This window comes from Roseicitreum antarcticum (assembly GCF_014681765.1).
GTDB classification, from domain to species: Bacteria; Pseudomonadota; Alphaproteobacteria; order Rhodobacterales; family Rhodobacteraceae; genus Roseicitreum; species Roseicitreum antarcticum.
Window position 1 is genome coordinate 2496798 of sequence record NZ_CP061498.1, and the last position, 20027, is coordinate 2516824.

The following is a 20027-nucleotide window of genomic DNA, read 5'->3' on the forward strand; positions in this document are numbered from 1 at the left end:
TCAGATTTCAATGTCTGACAGCGTCTTCCCGGAAGCGAGCAATTCCGTTACCCAACGCGGCTTGCGCCCTCGCCCTGACCATTTTTGCGTCGGGTCGGTCGGGTTTGAATATTTCGCGACAACGGGTTTCGGTTTTTTCTTGCCTGATACCCCGGTCAGTTCCGCCAAGGTATATCCCTTGTCACGCGCGACCGCCTCGAGTTCCGCCAATGCTTCTTGGCGTTTGCGTTCTGAATAGGTTTCGATGGCGGCGCCAGTTTCTTTGTGGAGCTTCTTCAACTCTTTCAACGAAAGGCTGCTGATGTCGATTGTCATGGTTTATCCCCGGTGTTCTTGCCAAGCGTCAGTTCAGCCCGCAAAACTCTGAAAACACGGGCCATGATTTAGAAGGTGTTTACTTCCTCATTTTGCAAGTGTCGAGTCCACGCGATAGAATTGGAGTATCAAAAACGGGACACTGAAGGATTACCTTCATCAATAAAGCTGTTTGCTCAGCCTCAAAACTGCGGGGTCCGGTCGTTTCAAAGGTGAGCGCTGCGTAGGGTTGAAGCATATTCCCTCTGCGCCGCAGATGACATTCTATTGGCGGCACCGCAGGCTGGTGTGAGTTTTGACCAGATCGTATGTGCTTTATAAAGTCTCGCATCCACTCTGACATAAGCCGCTTGAAAAAACGGCTTCTTATTGGAATGCGATATAATGGGAACGAGATCTTGGGTCACATCTGGTGGGGTTTGCAGCAATGCAGTCGCAGACCCCGGCATACTTTTGTTGCATTAGAACGCGCCTCAACGAGGATCGCCGCACTGCGGCAGTCGTTGCTATCTGACGATCAGTTCCGCATGCAATGCGCCCGCTGCGTTGATGCTGTTGAGTATGTCAATCATCTCCCGTGGTGCAACGCCCAACGCATTCAGCCCTGCAACGACTTCGGCCAGTGATGTCCCTTCATTGATCTGAGCGAGACCGGTGCCGTCTTCTTCTTCAATATCAACGCGGGTTCGGGGTACAACAACAGTTTCGCCATCCGTAAAGGGGTTTGGCTGAACGACCATCGGTTCTTCCTCAACCCGCAGGGTCAGGCCGCCCTGCGCCACGGCGACCCGGCTGATCCGTACGGTATCGCCAATCACGATGGTCCCTGACCTTTGGTCTACAACGACACGGGCGCGCAATTGCGGTGCGATCTGAAGGTTCTCGATGCGCGTTAGCGCATGCGCGGGCGATCGTGCCCGCGTCGCCCCCACATCCAGAACGACCGTTCCTGCATCCAGCATTTCCGCGACCTCACGCCCGAAATCTGCATTGATCGCTTGCTCGATGCGGGCCGCAGTCGTGAAATCCGGGTAGCGCAGCGCCAGCCGTATGCGGGACAGTCCGCCGAAATCGAAATCGACTTCGCGCTCTACCCGGGCGCCGAGCGGGATGATACCCGCTGTCGGAACGCCCTGAACGACCGTCGCAGCCTCGCCTTCGGCTGAAACGCCGCCTGCCAGAATGGAACCCTGCGCGACCGCATATATCTGCCCATCCGCTCCATTCAGCGGGGTCATGACCAATGTGCCGCCCAGAAGGCTGGAGGCGTCACCGATTGCCGAAACCGTTACGTCGATACGCCCGCCGGTTCGTGAAAAAGGCGGTAAACTTGCCGTCACGATCACCGCCGCGACGTTCTGTGGCCTGAATTGCTCGCCAGTTACATTTACGCCCAGCCGTTCCAGAATATTTGCCATGATGTCTTCGGTGAATGGCGCATTCCGCATGCCGTCACCCGTACCATTCAATCCGACAACCAGCCCATATCCCAAAAGGTCATTGCCACGCACGCCGTCAAATTCGACCAGATCTTTCAGACGGACGTTCGCAGACGCCATGGTCGCTTGCGCAAGAATAAAGATGACTCCGATCAGGATGCGCATCATCGCATATACCCGACCAGCGACAGTCCCGCTGAACGCGCCGTCAATGTGTATATCGCGTCCAGCTGTGAAATTGCATTCTGAAGCGATGTGGCCGTTTCGAACTGATCGACGTCGGTCAGCGAATTGCGTGCTATATCAATTGCGGCATTGTTTGAAACCAGATGTACCCTGTTCGCCTCCACACTCTCCTGAATTTGCCCCACTGAAGCTGATAGGTTGATCAGCCCATAATCCGCCCCGAAAAGTTCCTGCCCCGCAGCCCGGATGACGGCGGCCTTACCAGTTTCGTTCAGCGGGGTGTCTGAAAGCACAGCTACCTTGGCGTATTGGGCCAGCACTTTTCGGATATCTGGTGTCGCGGCTGTTATCTCTGGTCCGAAGATGCCGGAGGATTGGTTGATCGCCAGTCTTTCGGTGGAAGCAGCACCGCCCAGATATGCATGTTGGTCATATTCGCCCCCTGGCGCCATGAACCAGTCCTCGACGGCAGAGATGATGTCTGACGCAACGGTCAGGCCCGAAACATGTGTCTGAACCCTAGCCAAAATGGCTGCACCCGATGTAAGGGCTGGTTGATCGTCGTCCACCCCTGCGAGCAGCGTTCGCCCTCCGGCTGATCCATTCAGATCGGCAACTGTTTGGGTGAACATGGTCCGCGCTTCGCTGATGGAGCGTTGGATTTTTCCACTATCGGCTTCGGTCCCCACTTGTAGGAAATCTACTGCCAGCTGTTTGACCGGTTGCGCAACCTTTTGCAAAACTGCCTGCATGGCGCTCAGATCTGTCGCAATTCTGGTCCCGTTCTTCAAAAAGGCAGTGTTCAACTGATGCTGGTGATGGAGTTCGGCAAAGCGGACATAGCTGCCCCGAAGGGCCGCATTGGTATCGGCTGCTTTGCCGGTCGACAGCGCGGTTGATAGCTGGGAGATGCGCAGCTTGGCGGCGCCGGCAGCGCGCTGGCTATGAAAGCCTTTGGCCATGTCGCCCAAGGTGATTCCGGTCATGATTTCAGATCTCCAGGATTGTACGCATCATTTCATCCACGGCCTGGATGACGCGGGCGTTTGCGGCATATGCCTGCTCCAGCCGCAACAGTTTTTGCATCTCTGCATCGGTGTCTACGCCGCCACGCTTGATCAGTTCCAGCAATTCGGAATCGCGCCCGGCTGCATAGCTATGGGAGATTTCTGCGCTGTAACTCGCCGAGCCGATATGTGATGCGAAAGCGGTGGTATGGCCTAATACGCTATGGGCCGGGCTGCCGGGCGTCAGCGGTTTCCTTGTTTCCAGAGCGTCACCAAGCCTTAGAAGCAAGGTCGTCTCGCCGGTTGGCGCCGGGGTTGTGGCGCCCATCCCGCTGCGCAGCCTCCAGTCCGCTTCGCCATTCGCGGCGGCGATCAGCGGGTTCAGTTTCAGCCGACCAGCCGACCCCGCAAGCTCCACCGGGGTTGCGACGGCACCGTCGATCGTGAAAAGCCCGGGCTGATTGGTGGGAAGGGTCGGGTCGATCAGTGGGTCCGCGAAGCGGTTGACCAGATCCTGGGCCAGCGTGTCGAGCCGCATTTGTGCGTCGGGGGCAAGCGTGTCGCGCATGTCGATGGCGGCGGCAAGCGTCCCGCCCGCTATCCTGGTAGAGGTCAGCGAGATTTCGTGACCATTCACAGTCAGCCCCGACAATTCACCGCCCGCAGCCGTCATGGTCGAATCCAGGGCGCGCGCGGGGGCAAATCCGAAGACTGCGGGCTTGTGATCCAGCAGCACAAGCCCGCCCGTCGTCATCAGTTCGATGCGTCCGCCTTCGCGTTTGATTTCAGTAATCGGCACGATTTCCGAAAGGGAAGACACCACCGCCTGTCGCATGTCCATCAGTCCCAGCGCATCGCGGCCTTCGGCGACCGCCCGGCGGATGGACTTGTTCAGCGCCTCGACCTTTTGTAGACCGGCATTCAGACTTTCGACATTCTGCCCGATTGCCTGGTCTGCCGCCATGCGCTGTTTCTGGATGTAGCTTTCGGTGTCCTGAATCTTTTGCACGATAGCGTCGGCCGCCCGCCGGACATTTGCAAGTTTGGCCCCGCTTTCGGAATTGGCCGCAGCGTCTTGCAGGGCAAATGCAAGCCCTGAAATGCGCTGTGTTAGCGATCCCGCGTGGTCCGGGGTGCCGATCTGGCGGTCGAGGGCCTGCCAGAATTCCTGAAGCATGCCGGTGCCTGCGGCGCCGGCATGCGCCTGTCGGCGCAGCTCCAGCAAGCCTTGATCCAATGCGCGATCCACGCTGGCAATTCTGACCCCGCTGGTGTTGGGGCGGGATGCCAGCACGAGGGATCGCACGCCGTAATCGTCAGTCGCGGCGTTGGCAACGTTGGTGGAAACCGCCTGAATTCCCCGGGAGACGGCAGATAATCCTGAAACCGCAGCATTCAGGGCGTAGCTTAAGGTCATGTTTCAAATCCCGTTGGTGCTCAGCTGTGCAGGCGCAAGAATCAGCGTTTGATGTTGGTGGTTTCCTGCAACATCTCATCCACCGTCTGGATGACCTTCGCATTGGACGAATACGCGCGCTGGGTCCGGATCAGCTGCGTCAGTTCCGCCGCCACATCTGCGGCGGATTCCTGAAGGGCAAAGCCCACGATGCCGCCTGTCGGCCCGTCCCCCGCGTTCCACAGGAAGAACGGGCCGCTGGCTTGCGAGATCTGATAGGTCTGGCTGTCGAGCGATCGCAGGCCGTTCTGGTTGGGAACGTTGATGAGCGGGATCTGATAGATCACACGGCTGAAGCCCTGATCGTTGATGGAGCGGACAAAGCCGTTTTCATCGACGTTGACGCTGACCAGGTTGCCTGTCGCCGATCCGTTCTTGGTGATCGACACGGGCACGAAGGACGAGGCAAGTTGCGTCAGGCCGGTAGATGTGCCGGGCATCCCGACCTCGACCTCGATCACTTGATCGCCGATGTCCAGGGCAAACCTTCCGGTGGCGGGATCGTAGTTTCCGCCAAGGCCCGCTGCGGTGCGCGTCACGTTTGACAGCGTGCCACCGTTGGTGGAGGCCGCGTTGAAGTTTACCGTGTATTCACCGATCACTGCATCTGCATTGCGCGGATTGGTGAAGCGCATGGTCCAGGTATTGGTCGAGGTTGCCGGGTCCAGTGTCGGTTCAAACACGATATTGATGGTTTCCGGCGTGCCGAGGTTGCTGAAATATTCCATCGACAGCGCATAGGGTTCGCCACTGGCTTCGGGGCGCGTCGCGGTGGCGGGCAAGTTCACCGCCATGGATACCAGATTGGTCGGGTTGCCGGTAAACGCGCCCGCCTGCACCCGTATCGGTTCCAGCCCACCCATGGCGTCGCGCGGGAAGGCGCCTACATTGCCGTTCGCATCAGCGGGCCAGCCCAGCAGGACCAGCCCGGATGCGGTGCGCAGAACACCTTCGGCATCTGGCCGGAAAGACCCCGTCCCGGTCAGCATCAGTGGCAGCGTGCCCGCACCGCTGCCCACGGCGGTAACGGTGGTCACGGGCAGAAATCCACGGCCGTTTACGGCAAGATCGGTGGAATTCTGTGTGTTGATCATCGGCCCGCTCTGGTCGATCAGGCGGTGTGTCGTGTTGCGCACACCGCCTGCGGCGTAGGATCCGGCGGCGCTGCTGCTCAGGACCATGGAGGAAAACTGCGTTTCAACCCGCCGATACCCATGCGTGCCAGAATTCGCGATGTTGTCGGAAATACCGGCCAGTCGCGCCGCGTTCGAGGTGAGCCCGGCTAGTCCCGCGCTCATCGAAGAGGAAATGGTCATGCGTTTGCCTTTCTGGTGGCGATCGTTGATTCCTCTTCATTGTGCGCGCTCCAACTTAATGTTCTGCTAATGACACCGCATTTCCTTGCACGCTCAGTCGCGCAGCAAGATAACCTCCAGCCGGTTGTTGCGCGGCGACATCGGATCGACAACCACCGGACGCCGGTCGGCAAACCCCGTCACGCGCCGCACCCGGTCAGGCGACAGTCCGCGTTGCTCCAGCAGGCGGCGCATCAGTTGCGCCCGGTCCGCCGACAATTCCCAGGTCGGGTTGTTGCGCACCACCAAGGCATATTCCCGCGTGTGGCCGACAACCGCCACGGGGTTCACCGCCAGTTGCAGCACATCGGTCAGGATTTGCCCAAGGACCAGCAGGATCGGTTCCGGCGACGCGGTATCGCCTGTGAACAGCGGCACCGTATCGAGGTCGAACAACTCGATCACCAGCCCCTCATCCGTGACGCGTGTCACGACATGGCGCAGCGCATCGTCGATCACCGCACTTTCGCCCGACAATGCGCTCAGCGCGTCCTCGACCACGGCTTGTGCCTCTTCGACACCTGTCAGCGCGGTTGCTACGCGTTCGATGATGATGCCATCGGTCGGCACGTCATCGATCCGTTCGTTCTGGATCATGCCCTGACCGCTAAGCGCGCCATCTGCCCCGGCGGACACCCTGTGCACCGCATATGTCGGGGTGAAGTAGTCGGCCAACCCCTTTCGCTGGGTTTCATCTGTCGACCCCAGCAGCCACATCATCAAGAAAAAGGCCATCATCGCTGTCACGAAATCGGCGTATGCGACTTTCCACGCACCGCCATGATGGCCACCACCGACCACCACTTTCTTTCGCTTAATGATAATTGGCCGCACGTCATTTAACTGCGCCATCCCAACACCCTGATTTTAGTCACCCAAACACAGGCTAACATTCAGGTCTGAACGAAAGGTAAAGCTGTCGCGGGGGCGGTGCGCGGGCTGCAACGGGCCGCACGATATCTCAGGATTGTCATCCGTTTGGGGCCATGACCGGGGATTTCGCATTTCTATATGCAGGCAAATCCTGTAACATATAAAAAAAATTAAATGTACCGAGGCAGTCATGAGCAAGTTTACAAAAACAGCAGTTTTGCTGCTCCTGCTGGCGTCCTGTGGCGGCGGGCGCGAGTTTTCAGCCCCCCGCAACCTGGAAAACGCCTGCGCGATCGTCGATGAGCGTCCCGTCTACCTGAGCGCAATGCGCAACGCGGAACGCCGCTGGGGTGTGCCGGTGGCGGTGCAGATGGCGATCATTCACGCCGAAAGCCGGTTCATCGGCGATGCGCGCACGCCGTTCCGCTATACACTGGGCGTCATTCCGATGGGGCGCCAGTCTTCGGCCTATGGCTATAGTCAGGCGCTGGACGGGACCTGGGAAGAGTATCAGGAAGAGACCGGCAACCGCCGCAGCAACCGCCATGACATCAACGATGCGACCGATTTCATCGGCTGGTATGCCAGCAAGTCACTGGAGCGCAACGGTATTCCGGCAAATGACCCGCGTAATTTGTATCTTGCCTATCATGATGGCCACACAGGGTTCGCGCGCGGGTCGTATAACGCGAAGCCGTGGCTGATCACCGTGGCGGACCGTGTGGCAACGCGCGCGGCGATGTATGACGCGCAGTTGCGCAGCTGCCGCATGATCTGAGGTATTGCAAAAAAGCCGCCCTGAGGGGCGGCTTTTTCAGACAGAATGCTCAGCGGCGACGCTGGTCGGTTTCGGCGACGATGTTGAACAGCCCCGCCGACAGATCCATGCCGAATTGAAGGTCGTTGAGGATCACGGTCGTCTCGCGGCCCATGTCATCCGTGACGACCCATTGACGAAGCTCCGTCGGATTTTCACTGAAAACCAAGCGAATATTGCCGTATTCCGGATGCTCCGGATCCTGGGCAGTGACCGAGGTTGTCAGTTCGTCATTGGTGTGTTGGACGACCATTCTGTCGCGGGTAAAATCCACATTTCGGGTTAAGATCAGGTTAAGCGGGGTGCGGCTGAGGGGGTATTGCGCCGGGCCCTGGTTGGATCTCGCATCAAACACCGCGACCGTGCTGCCGCCTGCCATCACCAGGCTGCGGTCGGGTGGGTCGTATTCGAACCGCACGCGACCGGGGCGGTGGATGTAGATGCGCCCGGTCGACAGGGTGCCATCGGCGTTGATCTGGGTGAACCCGCCCTGCGCCGTGGTGAAGGCGTTGAAATAGCGTGATAATTCCGACAACGCAATGCGGTCGGCCTGGGCGGGACCGGCAAGTGCCAGCCACAGTGTGGCCAGCAGCATGACAACGGGAAAGGAGCGTATTTTCATCATGTATTCGGTATAAGACCTTCGCGGGCCAACTGCACCTGACAATTTATCACGCGCCGTGCACAAGGCAGAGAGTTGCCGAAACATGGGCGCGGCCCCCCCGGCCATTGCGTCACCGCGCAGGCTGTTAACCGGGCCGAACCACGCCGAAAATGCAGTCTGGAAATGGTATGGTTCCGGTATGGCTTTGATACGTACGCGCGTTTCGCCAAGAATCGGTTAACGCCTGCCGGTGCTTGGGCGATTATGGTTGTTCACGCAGCATTCTGCCCCCGCGCCGCCCGCTATTTCGGCGCCGGAAGCGATGGCCCCTCGACGGGGCGGGCGCTGGCGCTTATCTTGTAGAGAACCTATCAGAAGGAACGCGCTGACATGTCCCGCCCCGTGATTGGCATTATTGGCAACAATCACCTCATCAACAACGAATACCCGGCCCATGCCGGAGGCACGATGAACTCCGAGGCCGTGGCCGAGGTGTGCGCTGCCTTGCCGTTGTTGATTCCCGCCGACCCGCGTCTTGTATCGCTCGAGGATCTTCTGGAAACCTGCGACGGCTTCTTGCTGACCGGCGGGCGCCCGAACGTGCATCCAGAAGAATACGGCGAGACGCCGACCGATGCGCATGGCACCTTCGACCGGGCGCGCGACGCCATTGCGCTGCCGCTGGTGCGGGCCTGCGTCATGCGGGGGCAACCGTTCATGGGGATCTGCCGGGGGTTTCAGGAGGTCAACGTGGCGATGGGCGGCACGCTGTATCCGGAAATCCGCGATCTGCCGGGGCGGATGAACCACCGGATGCCGCCTGACGGGTCGCTGGAAGAGAAGTTCGCGCTGCGCCACCCGGTCAAATTCACCGAGGGCGGGCCGTTTCACCGGCTGTTCGGCGAAGCCGAGGTGATGACCAACACGCTGCACGGGCAGGGCATCAAGACGCCCGGCGTGCGCGTGGCGATCGATGGCCACGCCCCCGATGGTACGCCAGAGGCGCTCTATATCAAGGATGCGCCCGGTTTCACGCTGTCGGTGCAGTGGCACCCGGAATGGAACGCGGCGCACGACCCGGTGTCGCGCCCGCTGTTCCATGCCTTCGGCCAGGCGGTGCAGGCCTGGGCCAGCGCGAAACGGCGGTTGGCGCTAAGCGCTTGATTGGCCCTAAAGCATTGATTTTTATATGAATTATGGCGCGCCGCTGCTTGCGGCGCGCTGTCTTCTCAGACCACCACGACCCGCGCGCCAATGGCGACGCGCTGGTGCAGGTCGATCACGTCGTGATGCAGCATGCGGAAACAGCCTGATGATGCGAAGCGCCCGATGGATTGCCATTGCGGCGTTCCGTGAATGCGGTAGCCCTGATCGCGGCCATCGGTCATCAGATAGAGCGCCCGCGCGCCCAGGGGGTTGTTTGGCCCGCCGGGCTGCCCGTCCTTCCAGCGTTCCAGATGCGGCTCGCGGCGGATCATTTCCGCGGGCGGGGTCCATGTGGGCCAGTGCGCGGTGCGGTAGACGGTGGAAACCCCGGTCCAGTCGAACCCTTCGCGCCCGACGCTGATGCCATAGCGCAGGGCATAGCCATCGGCGAGGACAAGGTGCAGAAGGCGGTTCTGGTTCTGGATGACCACGGCACCCGGCGCCTCGGTGGTTTCAAACGGCACAACCTGACGGTGCAGAAAGGCGGGGATTTCCTGGATCGGCACGGCGGGAATGGTGTGTCGGCCATCGCGCAGCGCGCCGTAGGATAGCGGTGGGATGTCCGGCGGCGGCGGCGGCATCTGCACGCAGCCCGATAGTGCCAGCGCGCCCCCCGCAAAGACGCCCGTGCGCAACATCATGCGCCGCGTCAGAATTGTCATCATGGCACTTATGTCCCCTGTTTACTGCGCCCAGCTTAAGCCGAAGGTGTGAAGATACAATTGGCAGGGTACCGAAAAAAGGGGTCTGTGCCTTTTCGGGGTGGGAAGTTGTTCCACCCGGATTCCGGAACGATGGCCAGCCACGGGCGCATCACGATACGCACTGACTTTGCTCCGATGCGCGCGAAACGCAGTATTTTGTTGGTTCCAACACGCAGCACAGGGGTATCTGCCCCCCCCAGCCATTCCGGGTCCTTCCGGTCCATTCTGGGCGCGGGAAGAACACTTTGCCGGGTTCGGGGCAGGGGATCCTTTGCGCCCCCCTGTTGGCGGATTCGCGGTGAAAGTCCGGGTGGAAGTCCGGGTGAAAGTCCGGGGGCCGGCCCCGACACCGCTGAAGATGGTGCTTGCTATTGGGCGGCGGACCCGTCATAAGGGAGGGGCAAAGCTTCTTCTTTCGACCTTCTGTCTCCTATTCGGCTTCAGTTGCGATTCTGACGACACTGAGCCGGGCCACTGCATTTCGCGGGTGGCAATATGACTAAGGAGACACACGATGGCTAATGGCACCGTGAAATGGTTTAACGCAACCAAAGGTTTTGGCTTCATCGCACCCGAGCATGGATCGAAGGACGTTTTCGTCCACATCTCCGCGCTGGAACGCGCTGGCCTGCGTCAGCTGGACGACGGTCAGGCAGTGACCTACGACCTGGAAAGCGACCGTAACGGCCGCGAATCCGCGATGAACCTCGCACTGGCTTGATTTAAAGCCACGACCGGGAATTTTGGAAACGGGGGTGACGCAGGTCGCCCCCGTTTTCTTTTGCGCTGAAGGTCTGTTGTGCTGACTGTCTTTTGCAGGCAGGGGCGGGACAAGGTCCAACCCGATGCACCCCCTGCCGTGCTGCTATCCGGCAGGGGGCGAGGGGGCGTTATCTGCCCGCCCCGTCTTCGCTGACCCCGTCTTCGGTATCATCCCCGTCACGGTCGGGCATGGTGCGCAGGATCTGATCGCGTCGGCTGCGTTGGGTGTCGCCCGTGCCGGTCCCCGGGGTTTCGGGCGCGTCGGGCACCTGTTTCGCGGGGGATTGCGCGGCGCCCTCGATCGTGTCGCGCGGGCGGCGCAGGTTCAGGGGCGGGGCATCGCCGTCCTTGTCCTGCCCCATGTAAAGCGTCATGTGCGGGTATGGAATTTCGACGCCCGCATCATCCAGCACTTTCTTGACGATCTCATTATAGGCGCGGCCCACAGCCCATTGCAGGCCGGGTTTCGTCTTGATGCGGGCGCGGACGACCACGGCGGAATCGCCCAGCGAGACGACGCCCATGATGTCCAGCGGCTCCAGGATCTCGGGGCCCAGCTCCCCTGCGGCCAAGATGTCGAACGCGTCTTGCAGCAGGCCGCGCACCTCGGTCACATCCTCGCGGTAAGCGACGCCGATTTCGGCGACGTGATAGGCGAAATCCTTCATGAAGTTCGACACCATATCGACCGAGCTGAAGGGGATCAGGTGGTACGTCCCGCTGAGGTCGCGCAGCCCGACCGAGCGGATCGTCAGCTTTTCGACCACGCCAGAGGTCCCGCCTGCGGTGACCACATCGCCCTCGTTCATCGCGTTTTCAAACTGGATGAAGGCGCCGGTGATGATGTCTTGCACCAGTTTTTGCGCGCCAAAACCGATGGCAAGGCCCAGGACCCCGGCACCGGCCAGCAGCGGCGCGATGTTCACGCCCAGTTCGGCCAGCGTCAGCATGACGCCGATCACGATCAGGGCGATGGTAAAGGCGTTGCGGAACAGCGCCAGCAGCGTGCGTTCGCGCGCGGTGGGGATGCGGCTGACGGCGGGGTTGAGGCGGTATTCGATGTAGGACGACATCGCCAGCCATATCGCCCATGTGACCAGCACCACCAGCACGGCCGACACAACCCGTCCCGTGGTGGCACGCCCGACCTCGGACGCGACCCAGCCCAGGAAATCCATGACTTGCCAAGCCTGGGCGATGGCGATGACCACAGCCAGCATGATGAGGACGCGCGCCACCTTCAGGATCTTCGGCACAAAGGCGTTCAACCGCGATTCCAGCAGCGGTAGTTTGCGCCGCACCTCTTCGGGCAGGCGCATGCCGCCGGTGATCGCGCGCGAGATGAAGGCCATGGCGATCACGCCAATGGCGACGGCGACAGCCGAGGTCAGGGTTGCCACCAGCATGAATTGCAGCGCGTCGCCGGGCCGGGTGCTCCAGATCCCGAACAGCGCCAGCAGGTAGGCGATGGCGAGCCAGTGCCAGACCCCGGCAAAGAACGCCTCGATCCGGCCGATCACGTCGTCGGGGTCGCGCGCGTTGCGGGCGCGCAGCGCGGCGCTGACCGGCGCGCGGTTTTGCAGTACCAGCAGGACCGCGATGATCAGCGCGGTCAGGGCGATCAGCATCAGGACGCTTTGTCCCACGGCAAAGGTCGCCACGGCGTTGACCGTCGGCACCACCAGCAGCGCGCCATAGCCCAGCAGGCTGGTCAGGCGTGAGGACCAGAAGTACCAATAGGCCGCCGTCTCATCGCTGACCGGCAAGAAGCGCAGCCGCCCGAAGCTGGGCGACAGCACGGCGCGCAAGATGACTTTGGTCATCTCGACCAGCAAGAAGGCATTGAGGAACAGCGTCTGGCGGAAATCCATGCTGCCCGCTTCGCCGGTCAGCAGGGCAAAGGCATAGCCGCCGCCCCATGCCAGGATGATGAGCAGCGCGTCGATCACGCTGGACGCGGCCAGCCAGAAGGTCGAGACCAGCCAGTTGCCGCGGCCCATGCGGTTGGCCATGGCCGAGAAAATCCGCATGCCGATGGCCCGCATCACGAAAAACAGGCCAATGGTGACGGCCATGACCAGCGACAGGGCAATCGCGGCGCTGTAGAGCTCTGGCCAGTTGACCCGGCTTTCCCCGGTGAAGACGCCCAGTATGTCATCCATGGTGGACGTGAGGCCGACGATAAAGGCCATTGACGCCTCGGCCGTGTCGCGGGTGTATTCGGCGATCTGCCGCGCGAGGGAGATCTGCGTATCCACTGGCGGCGGGGCCGCTGATTCCGGCGCGGTGGGGTCGGTCGCTGCGGCCTCCAACTGGCGGATCAGGTCGGCGCGCGCGGCGTCATCGCGCAAAATCTCGATCAGGACCGACGCCGGTGTGCCGTCCTGTGCCGCCGCATCGCCGCCACTGTTGCCCGCATCAAACAGGGATTGCGCCGCAGCGGGGACCGCGAAAAACACCAGAAAAAGCACCGCGCGTATCAGCAAGACCATCTCCCGTTCCAGAAAAATCTCAGGTTTTCAAAGTTTGACGGTTAGAGCCTTCGCCACGGGGGGTCAAGTTTCAGCCCCCGGGGTGCCCCGGATGCGGGTGGTCCGGCGTCTCACCTTTTGGTTATTTGGTCTGAAACGTCTGCAAAGGCGTAAAGGTTGCGCACGTTCGGTGGAAAACACGCAAGGCGAGGAATCTTGCAGCGCGCCAATGCCAAGGGGCCTGAAAAACGGCACAGAGCCCGCACAGGGCGAACCAGAAAAGCAGTGTCTTTCCCGCCCCCTGTTCCGCCCCCTGTCCCGTCCCCTGTGTCGATCACGCCGGATCGTGCGCGTCGCACCCGTGCACAATCCTGGGGTCAGCGCCCGCCATCGGCAGGGCGGGCGGTTACAATGTGTGCAGCACGCCTTCGATGGCCGTCACCACCATCGCATGGTCGTCGGCCTGCGGCAGGCCCGAAACTGTCACCGCCGCGACCACGCGGCCACCGCGCAGCCGCACGGGAAAGCTGCCGCCATGGGTCGCAAAATCTATCGCAGGCAGGCCCTGATCTGCACCGGGCGCGGTGATTCCGCGCCGGGCGAAGTTCAGCCCCATGGCCCAGGATGCCTTGTGGCAATGCAGCGTCACGTTGGATTTGCGGCGTGCCCAGTTCTCATTCGCGGGGGCCGCACCGGGCAGCGCCGCGTGGAACAGCGTCGCATCTTGGGTGCGGATGTTGATGACAACGGGCAGTTGACCTGCGCGTGCGACATCGACCAGCGCCACGCCGATCTGCCACGCGACGCCTTCATCGAAATGCGGGAATTGCAGGCGCTCTTCCTCTAGCGCGATGCGGGCAAGCGTTTCGTCTTCGGTCATCGGGGGTCGTCCTGATATGAGGGATGTTCGGCGAGGGTTCGGCGGCGGGGGTTCGGCGGGGGTTCGGGGTGTGTTCAACGGTCGGTCTTGCGCAGGATCATCTGCGTCTGTGTCACCAGGGCTGCCAGCTTGCCGTCGCTGCCGGTGATACGGGTTTGCCACACCATGGTCGAGCGCCCGAGATGCAGCGGCGTGGTTTCGGTATGGGCCGTGTCGCCGATCCGCACCGCGCGAAAGAAGTTCGTCTTGCTTTCGATGGTGGTGGTGCCCGCACCCGGGCCGATGTTGAGGAAGGTGGCCGTGCCGCCCATGTTGTCGGCCAGCGCCATGATCGCGCCGCCGTGCAGCACGCCGTTGCGGTTGGCAAGGCCCTCGGTCACCGGCAATTCACCCAGCACGCAATCGGGCCTGGCCGAGATGACGCGCAGGCCCAGAAGCTGTGCAAAGGGCGGCTGGTCATGGGCGATCTGCATCAGCGCGTCGGTGGGGGTGTCTGTGGCAGTGTCTGTGGCAGTGTCTGTGGCGGCGTCTTCGGTGGGGTTCTCGTCGGTCATGCGGTCTTTCCCTCAGCGGCGGATGAAGGCGTCGGCAAAGCCCATGCCGCGCGCGGTCTGCACCGCATTGCGCGCCGTATTCGTGTCGAAGAACGGCCCGGCAAGCACGACCTGCATGCGCTGTCCATGCGCGTGCGTCGGCTGCAGGCGCGCAGGCAGGCCGCGCGCCTGCAGCGCGGCATGGGTGCGGGCGGCGTTTTGCGGTACGCCAAAGGTGGCGACCTGCACGAAGGTGCCGATATAAGGTGCCGCGCGGGGTGCCGGGGGCGTCGTCAGGGCCACAGGTTGCAGGGTGACGGGTTGCAGCATGACGGGTTGCGGCGCGACCGTCGGCAACGGGGCGATAGGCGGGGGGGCGATAGGCAGGGGGGCGATAGGCAAGGGTGCGGGACGGGGCTGCACCGCGGTATTGGTCAGGGCGACGGGGGGCAGGTAGGGCATCGTGGTGGCGCCTGCGGGCGGGTTCAGCATCAGATTGGCCGAGGTGACGCAGCGCACCGCAACCTCACCCGACGCGCGGCGCACCAATTCACCAAAGGGGCTGGAGGCGGGGCAGGCGGCGTTATGACCGGCGGGCAGGGACGGGCGGGATGTCTGGCGCGGGCTGCTGGCGCGGCGCGGCGGTGTGGCGGGTTGCGGCACGCTTACAGTCTGGCTGATGCGCTGCGGGGCGATGGCCGGGGAGCGCGCCAGTGTGCCCGCCGTTGTGCTGGCCGTTGTGGTGGTGGCGGGCGGCGGACTTGCGGGCACGGGGGCAGGCGCTGGGGCAGGCGCAGGGGCGCTTGCCGGTGCCGATGCAGGCGTGGTGCAGATCGGCTGACGGTTTCCATCGAAGCGGGGCACCCATGTCACCCGCCCGTCGAAGGATGCGCGGATGAACAGGCAGCCACGGCTGTCGGAATACTGGTTGCCGCTGTAGTCGGCGGGCGGCATTTCCGCAGGCACCAGCGCACCGTTTTGTGCCAGCGCGGGGCCAGTCACGCCAAAGGTTACCAAAAGAACCGCTGCAATGCCGTTGAACCGCATCTGACCCTCAAAATCGCTAAATGTGGAGAGGATGCAGGAAGGCTGCTGCCAAGTCCAGTGGCAACGCCCTTATTTTGTGCCAAACATCCGGTCACCCGCATCCCCTAGCCCGGGAACGATGTATCCCTGATCGTTCAGCCGGGTATCGAGCGACGCGGTGACGATGGGAACATCGGGATGCGCCGCTTTCATCCGGGCGACGCCTTCGGGCGCGGCCAGAAGGCACAGGAAGCGGATATTGGTGGCACCGGAGGCTTTCAGCAGGTCGATCGCCGCGACCGAGGAATTGCCGGTGGCCAGCATCGGGTCCACGGCGATCACCAGACGCTCGTCCAGTTCCGAAGGCAGTTTGCAGTAATATTGCACGGGTTGCAACGTCTCTTCATCACGGTAGAGGCCGACAAAACCGACGCGGGCCGACGGGATGAGCTCCAATATCCCGTCCAGCAGCCCGTTGCCCGCCCGCAGGATCGACACCAGCGCCAGCTTGCGCCCCGCCAGCACCGGCGCATCCATTTCGCACATGGGCGTGTCGATGCGCCGGGTCGTCATGGCCATGTCGCGCGTGACTTCATAGGCCAGCAATTGGCTGATCTCGCGCAGAAGCTGGCGGAACACGGCGGTCGAGGTCTCGGCCTCGCGCATCAGGGTCAGTTTGTGCTGCACCAGCGGGTGCTCGACAATGGTGAGGTGCGGAATGGGGGTCATGCGGAGGTCTCCAGTCGTTTCAGCAGCTTTTGCCGCGTGGCATCATCGCAGAACGCGGCATTTGCCGCCGTGAGGTTCAGGGCGCGCAGCATCGCATCGTCCCAGCCGAAGGTGCGGGACAGCTGGTCATATTCGGCGCGCAGGGAGGTATGGAAAAACGGCGGGTCATCGGTGGAAACGGTGACTTTCACCCCCGCATCCGCCAGCCGCGCGATGGGATGGGCGGCCCAGTCGGGGAAGACCCCCAGCGCCACGTTGGAGCCCGGGCAGACCTCCAGCACAATGTCGCGCGCGGCCAGTTCGGCGACCAGCTTGGCATCCTCGATGGCGCGCACGCCGTGGCCGATACGTTCGACGCGCAGGTGTTCCAGCGCGTCGCGCACCGATTGCGGCCCGCCCCATTCGCCCGCATGGGCGGTCAGGCGCAGCCCGGCCTCGCGCGCCATGTCGAAAGCATAGGTAAAGTCACGCGGATGGCCCGCGGTCTCATCCCCCGCGATGCCAAAGCCGGTGATGAAATCGCCTGCGGTTTCCGCCGCGCAGCGCGCGGTTGCGCGGGCCCGGTCGGGGCCGAAATGGCGGATGCAGGTGACGATGCCGCGCAGGGTGATGCCGTGGCGTGCCTCGGCCATCGCGGCGGCCTCTTGCATCGCGTGCAGGTATTCGCGCCACGCGCCCAGGTCGCCGCCGCCACAAAAATCGGGCGACAGGAATGCCTCGGAATAGACCACGCCTTGCTGGCTGGATTGTTCCAGGACCGCCAGCGTCAGGCGGTGAAAGTCCTCAGGGGTTTGCAAGACGGTGCACGCGGCCTCGTACACCTTCAGGAATTGCCAGAAATCGGTGAAGACGTAGTTGCCGGCGGCGTCGAACACCCCGGCCAGATCGACATGTTTTTCCTGTGCAAGGCGGCGGATGAAGGCGGGCGGTGCCGCGCCTTCCAGATGCAGGTGCAATTCGACTTTCGGCAATGTCATAGCAGGTTTTTCCCCGGTCCAAGGTTTTCCACCGACAGGTGGGCCGCGACCGTGGCGGCCACATCGGCAAAGGCGCACAGGCCCAGCGGTCCGGTGCCCGCGCCCGCGATCAGCACGGGCACACGTTCGCGCGTGTGGTCACTGCCGGGTGCGGTGGGGTCGTTGCCGTGATCGGCGGTAAAGATCACCAGATCGCCGGGCTGCATCCGTGCCAGCACCTTGCCCGCGACGGTGTCAAACCAGCGCAGCGCGCGGGCATAGCCCGCCACGTCGCGCGGGTGTCCGTAGAGCGAGTCGAATTCGACGAAATTCGCAAATGTCAGGCTGCCGGGTTCGGCATTGTCCATCAGGGCGATCAGGTGGTCGGCCAAGGCGGCGTCATCCGCGCCCTTGTGCGTCTTGGTTATGCCATGGCCTGAGAAGATGTCGCCGATCTTTCCCACCGCATGCACTGTCCGCCCCGCCTTGTGCACCCAATCGCACAGCGTGGGCTGCGGCGGCGCGATGGCATAGTCACGGCGGTTGCCGGTGCGTTTGAAGCCAGCCTCGGCATCGCCTACGAACGGGCGGGCGATGACACGGCCCACGCGCTGCGCGTGCAGGCTGGGCGCCAGCGTTTCGCACAGGTGCAGCAGGCGCGACAGCCCGAAGGTTTCTTCGTGCGCGGCGATCTGGAACACGGAATCGGCCGAGGTGTAGCAGATCGGCCAGCCGGTGCGCATGTGTTCCGCGCCAAGCTGCGTGATGATCGGAACGCCCGCCGCATGGCAATTGCCAAGGGTGCCGTCCACCCCCGCAATCGCGCAGAGCTGCGCCATCAGGTCGGCGGGGAAGGCAGGTTGCGTGCGGGGGAAATAGGTCCAGTCCCAGGGCACCGGCACGCCCGCAAGCTCCCAATGGCCCGAGGGGGTGTCCTTGCCGCGCGATACCTCGGTCGCGGCGGCCCAGCGGCCCGTGGGCGTGGCATCCAGCCCCGCAGTCAGTTCGGGCGCGCTGTCGCTTGATGCCAGCCGCAGCGCCGCGCCAAGGCCCAGCCCGTCCAGCACCGGCAGATGCAGCCCGCCGGGTGTGGCGACGGCGATATGGGCAACGGTATTCGCCCCCGCATCGCCGAACGCGTCCGCATCCGGCGCGCCGCCGATCCCGACCGAGTCCATGACGATGAGGAATGCGCGGGTCATCAGATCACCTGTTCCAGAATGAGGGCGGGCGTCGCGGGTGGTGTGCTGGCCAGACGGGTTGCGGCCTGTACCGCTGCCACGGCACGTTGGCCTGCGTCATGGCGGGCGGCGTGGACAAAGGCAAGGGGGTCGCCGCGTTCCACCCATTGGCCCAGCCGGGCAATGGCGCTGATGCCCACCGCGGGGTCGATCCGGTCGCCGGGCTGGGTCCGCCCGCCGCCCAGTGCCACCACGGCGCGGCCCAGCGCGGTGCCGTCGATGGCCGTGACATAGCCCGGCGCCGGGGCGGGCACGGGCAGGATCACGGGGGCCGTGGGCAGAAGATCTGGCGCAAAGACATCCCCCCGCCCGCCCATGGCGCGCACCATGGCGGCAAAGCGTTCCGCCGCGCGTCCGCTGGTCAGCGCAGCGCGCAGGCGGTCGGCGCCGCTGGCGCCATGGGGCGTGCCCGTCTGTGTGGTGTGCCCGCGCGCTTTCGTGTCGCCCGTTGCTGCTTTGCCCGTTGCTGCTTTGCGCGTCAATGCGCCGCCTGCCGCCGATGCACCGCTGCCGCCGGGCGTCCGGGCGTCCCGCGCGGCCCCGTCCAGCAGCGCACCGCCAAGGGCCACGGTCAGGTCGATCAGCGGGCAGGGCGCGGGGTCGCGCAGCAGGCGCAGCACCTCGGCCACCTCCAGCGCGTTGCCCATGGCGGGGGACAGGGGTTGGGACATGTCGGTGATGCACGCGGTGGTCGGGCAGCCCGCGCCCTTTGCCGTATCCACCAGCGCGCGGGCCAGGATGCGGGCGCCGGGCAGGTCTGCCGCAAACGCCCCCGCGCCGCATTTCACATCCAGGATCAGCCCGTCCAGCCCGGCGGCCAGCTTCTTTGACAAGATCGAGGCGGTAATCAGGTCGATGCTGTCCACCGTCCCGGTTACGTCGCGCAGCGCATATAATCGCCGGTCGGCGGGGGCGATGGAGTCGCTGGCGGCAACGATGGCGCAGCCGTGGTCGCGCACGATCTGGCGGAATGCCTCGGTCGGTTGGTCGGTGCGCAGGCCGGGGATCGCGTCCAGCTTGTCCAGCGTGCCGCCGGTATGACCCAGCCCCCGCCCCGAGATCATGGGCACATAGACCCCACACGCCGCCAGCGCCGGGGCCAGCAGCAGCGACACGGTATCACCGACGCCGCCGGTCGAATGCTTGTCCAGCACCGGCCCCGGCAGATCCCAGCGCAGCACCTGCCCGCTGTCGCGCATGGCGGCGGTCAGGGCGGTGCGCCCCGCGTCGCCCAGCCCGCGCCAGCACACGGCCATGGCAAAGGCCCCCGCCTGCGCATCGCTGACCCGCCCCTCCGTCAGCCCGGCAACAAAGTGGCGCAGCGCGGCGGCATCGGGGTGGATGCCGCGCCGCAGCCCGTCGATCAGCGCGACGGTATCGGTTGGCGCGGGCCCAGTGTCTGGCCCATTGTAGGGCTCAGTGTCTGGTGCAGTGTCTGGCGCAGTGTCTGGCCCATTGTCGGGCATG

General features: G+C 63.3%; 19 protein-coding genes. 3 read left to right on the forward strand and 16 right to left on the reverse strand.

What is annotated here, in order from left to right:
* The 6 genes from H9529_RS11930 to H9529_RS11955 all read right to left on the reverse strand — a co-directional run bounded on the left by H9529_RS11930 (position 1) and on the right by H9529_RS11955 (position 6610).
* A complete protein-coding gene (locus H9529_RS11930) occupies positions 1-315 on the reverse strand; it encodes an H-NS histone family protein (RefSeq protein ID WP_092884550.1) in 315 nt (104 codons plus the stop codon).
* Positions 316-821: 506 nt separating this feature from the next.
* On the reverse strand, positions 822-1922 hold the full coding sequence (locus H9529_RS11935; protein ID WP_092884552.1) for a flagellar basal body P-ring protein FlgI: 1101 nt from the start codon (positions 1920-1922) through the stop codon (positions 822-824).
* Positions 1919-2926: a hypothetical protein gene (locus H9529_RS11940; protein WP_092884554.1), complete on the reverse strand. Its 1008-nt coding sequence runs from the start codon at positions 2924-2926 to the stop codon at positions 1919-1921. The genes H9529_RS11935 and H9529_RS11940 overlap by 4 nt, the downstream gene beginning before the upstream one ends.
* Before the next feature lie 4 nt (positions 2927-2930).
* Positions 2931-4364: a flagellar hook-associated protein FlgK gene (gene flgK / locus H9529_RS11945; RefSeq protein WP_092884556.1), complete on the reverse strand. Its 1434-nt coding sequence runs from the start codon at positions 4362-4364 to the stop codon at positions 2931-2933.
* Positions 4365-4405: 41 nt separating this feature from the next.
* On the reverse strand, positions 4406-5719 hold the full coding sequence (locus H9529_RS11950; protein ID WP_092884558.1) for a flagellar hook protein FlgE: 1314 nt from the start codon (positions 5717-5719) through the stop codon (positions 4406-4408).
* A gap of 93 nt (positions 5720-5812) precedes the next feature.
* Positions 5813-6610, reverse strand: a complete 798-nt coding sequence (locus H9529_RS11955; RefSeq protein WP_092884560.1) for a flagellar motor protein MotB — start codon at positions 6608-6610, stop codon at positions 5813-5815.
* Between the two features lie 211 nt (positions 6611-6821).
* On the opposite strand from H9529_RS11955, the gene H9529_RS11960 reads away from it, so the two are divergent.
* On the forward strand, positions 6822-7409 hold the full coding sequence (locus tag H9529_RS11960) for a transglycosylase SLT domain-containing protein (protein WP_092884562.1): 588 nt from the start codon (positions 6822-6824) through the stop codon (positions 7407-7409).
* A gap of 49 nt (positions 7410-7458) precedes the next feature.
* On the opposite strand, the gene H9529_RS11965 is transcribed toward H9529_RS11960, so the two are convergent.
* Positions 7459-8070, reverse strand: a complete 612-nt coding sequence (locus H9529_RS11965; protein WP_092885321.1) for a LolA family protein — start codon at positions 8068-8070, stop codon at positions 7459-7461.
* A gap of 372 nt (positions 8071-8442) precedes the next feature.
* On the opposite strand from H9529_RS11965, the gene H9529_RS11970 reads away from it, so the two are divergent.
* Entirely contained in the window at positions 8443-9216 is a 774-nt protein-coding gene (locus H9529_RS11970; RefSeq protein WP_092884566.1) for a gamma-glutamyl-gamma-aminobutyrate hydrolase family protein, read from the forward strand.
* Between the two features lie 65 nt (positions 9217-9281).
* Here the strand turns inward: H9529_RS11970 and H9529_RS11975 are convergent, their stop codons facing one another.
* Positions 9282-9923, reverse strand: coding sequence for a L,D-transpeptidase (locus H9529_RS11975; protein WP_092884569.1), 642 nt, complete (start codon positions 9921-9923; stop codon positions 9282-9284).
* A 553-nt stretch (positions 9924-10476) separates the two neighbouring features.
* Here H9529_RS11975 and H9529_RS11980 point away from each other — a divergent pair.
* Complete coding sequence (locus H9529_RS11980; protein WP_092884571.1) at positions 10477-10683, forward strand: cold-shock protein; 207 nt, start codon at positions 10477-10479, stop codon at positions 10681-10683.
* A gap of 169 nt (positions 10684-10852) precedes the next feature.
* Here the strand turns inward: H9529_RS11980 and H9529_RS11985 are convergent, their stop codons facing one another.
* The 8 genes from H9529_RS11985 to H9529_RS12020 all read right to left on the reverse strand — a co-directional run bounded on the left by H9529_RS11985 (position 10853) and on the right by H9529_RS12020 (position 20026).
* Entirely contained in the window at positions 10853-13216 is a 2364-nt protein-coding gene (locus H9529_RS11985; RefSeq protein WP_092884573.1) for a mechanosensitive ion channel domain-containing protein, read from the reverse strand.
* A 385-nt stretch (positions 13217-13601) separates the two neighbouring features.
* Positions 13602-14075 (reverse strand): heme-degrading domain-containing protein, encoded by a 474-nt coding sequence (locus H9529_RS11990; RefSeq protein ID WP_092884575.1) that lies wholly within the window; start codon positions 14073-14075, stop codon positions 13602-13604.
* A 74-nt stretch (positions 14076-14149) separates the two neighbouring features.
* Positions 14150-14629 carry a PaaI family thioesterase gene (locus tag H9529_RS11995; RefSeq protein WP_223814155.1) on the reverse strand — a complete coding sequence of 160 codons (480 nt, stop codon included), beginning with the start codon at positions 14627-14629 and terminating at the stop codon, positions 14150-14152.
* Positions 14630-14641: 12 nt separating this feature from the next.
* On the reverse strand, positions 14642-15655 hold the full coding sequence (locus H9529_RS12000; protein ID WP_092884577.1) for an SPOR domain-containing protein: 1014 nt from the start codon (positions 15653-15655) through the stop codon (positions 14642-14644).
* Between the two features lie 69 nt (positions 15656-15724).
* On the reverse strand, positions 15725-16363 hold the full coding sequence (upp, locus tag H9529_RS12005) for a uracil phosphoribosyltransferase (protein WP_092884579.1): 639 nt from the start codon (positions 16361-16363) through the stop codon (positions 15725-15727).
* Positions 16360-17340, reverse strand: coding sequence for an adenosine deaminase (locus H9529_RS12010; RefSeq protein WP_092884581.1), 981 nt, complete (start codon positions 17338-17340; stop codon positions 16360-16362). Before H9529_RS12010 ends, upp begins: the two co-directional genes overlap by 4 nt.
* The gene (locus H9529_RS12015; RefSeq protein ID WP_092884583.1) at positions 17337-18521 is read right to left on the reverse strand and encodes a phosphopentomutase; all 1185 of its coding nucleotides are present in this window, start codon (positions 18519-18521) and stop codon (positions 17337-17339) included. Before H9529_RS12015 ends, H9529_RS12010 begins: the two co-directional genes overlap by 4 nt.
* Positions 18521-20026: a thymidine phosphorylase gene (locus tag H9529_RS12020; protein WP_092884585.1), complete on the reverse strand. Its 1506-nt coding sequence runs from the start codon at positions 20024-20026 to the stop codon at positions 18521-18523. Before H9529_RS12020 ends, H9529_RS12015 begins: the two co-directional genes overlap by 1 nt.
* Between the last annotated feature and the right edge of the window lies 1 nt (position 20027).

What these genes read in the sequence shown, in the direction of transcription:
- H9529_RS12020 (WP_092884585.1), bottom strand. Translation starts at nt 20,026, where the DNA reads ATGCCCGACAATGGGCCAGACACTGCGCCAGACACTGCACCAGACACT.
- upp (WP_092884579.1), bottom strand. Translation starts at nt 16,363, where the DNA reads ATGACCCCCATTCCGCACCTCACCATTGTCGAGCACCCGCTGGTGCAG.
- H9529_RS11980 (WP_092884571.1), top strand. Translation starts at nt 10,477, where the DNA reads ATGGCTAATGGCACCGTGAAATGGTTTAACGCAACCAAAGGTTTTGGC.
- H9529_RS11965 (WP_092885321.1), bottom strand. Translation starts at nt 8,070, where the DNA reads ATGAAAATACGCTCCTTTCCCGTTGTCATGCTGCTGGCCACACTGTGG.
- H9529_RS12010 (WP_092884581.1), bottom strand. Translation starts at nt 17,340, where the DNA reads ATGACATTGCCGAAAGTCGAATTGCACCTGCATCTGGAAGGCGCGGCA.
- H9529_RS12015 (WP_092884583.1), bottom strand. Translation starts at nt 18,521, where the DNA reads ATGACCCGCGCATTCCTCATCGTCATGGACTCGGTCGGGATCGGCGGC.
- H9529_RS11995 (WP_223814155.1), bottom strand. Translation starts at nt 14,629, where the DNA reads ATGACCGACGAGAACCCCACCGAAGACGCCGCCACAGACACTGCCACA.
- H9529_RS11990 (WP_092884575.1), bottom strand. Translation starts at nt 14,075, where the DNA reads ATGACCGAAGACGAAACGCTTGCCCGCATCGCGCTAGAGGAAGAGCGC.
- H9529_RS11940 (WP_092884554.1), bottom strand. Translation starts at nt 2,926, where the DNA reads ATGACCGGAATCACCTTGGGCGACATGGCCAAAGGCTTTCATAGCCAG.
- H9529_RS11950 (WP_092884558.1), bottom strand. Translation starts at nt 5,719, where the DNA reads ATGACCATTTCCTCTTCGATGAGCGCGGGACTAGCCGGGCTCACCTCG.
- H9529_RS11985 (WP_092884573.1), bottom strand. Translation starts at nt 13,216, where the DNA reads ATGGTCTTGCTGATACGCGCGGTGCTTTTTCTGGTGTTTTTCGCGGTC.
- H9529_RS12000 (WP_092884577.1), bottom strand. Translation starts at nt 15,655, where the DNA reads ATGCGGTTCAACGGCATTGCAGCGGTTCTTTTGGTAACCTTTGGCGTG.
- H9529_RS11970 (WP_092884566.1), top strand. Translation starts at nt 8,443, where the DNA reads ATGTCCCGCCCCGTGATTGGCATTATTGGCAACAATCACCTCATCAAC.
- H9529_RS11975 (WP_092884569.1), bottom strand. Translation starts at nt 9,923, where the DNA reads ATGATGACAATTCTGACGCGGCGCATGATGTTGCGCACGGGCGTCTTT.
- H9529_RS11955 (WP_092884560.1), bottom strand. Translation starts at nt 6,610, where the DNA reads ATGGCGCAGTTAAATGACGTGCGGCCAATTATCATTAAGCGAAAGAAA.
- H9529_RS11935 (WP_092884552.1), bottom strand. Translation starts at nt 1,922, where the DNA reads ATGATGCGCATCCTGATCGGAGTCATCTTTATTCTTGCGCAAGCGACC.
- flgK (WP_092884556.1), bottom strand. Translation starts at nt 4,364, where the DNA reads ATGACCTTAAGCTACGCCCTGAATGCTGCGGTTTCAGGATTATCTGCC.
- H9529_RS11930 (WP_092884550.1), bottom strand. Translation starts at nt 315, where the DNA reads ATGACAATCGACATCAGCAGCCTTTCGTTGAAAGAGTTGAAGAAGCTC.
- H9529_RS11960 (WP_092884562.1), top strand. Translation starts at nt 6,822, where the DNA reads ATGAGCAAGTTTACAAAAACAGCAGTTTTGCTGCTCCTGCTGGCGTCC.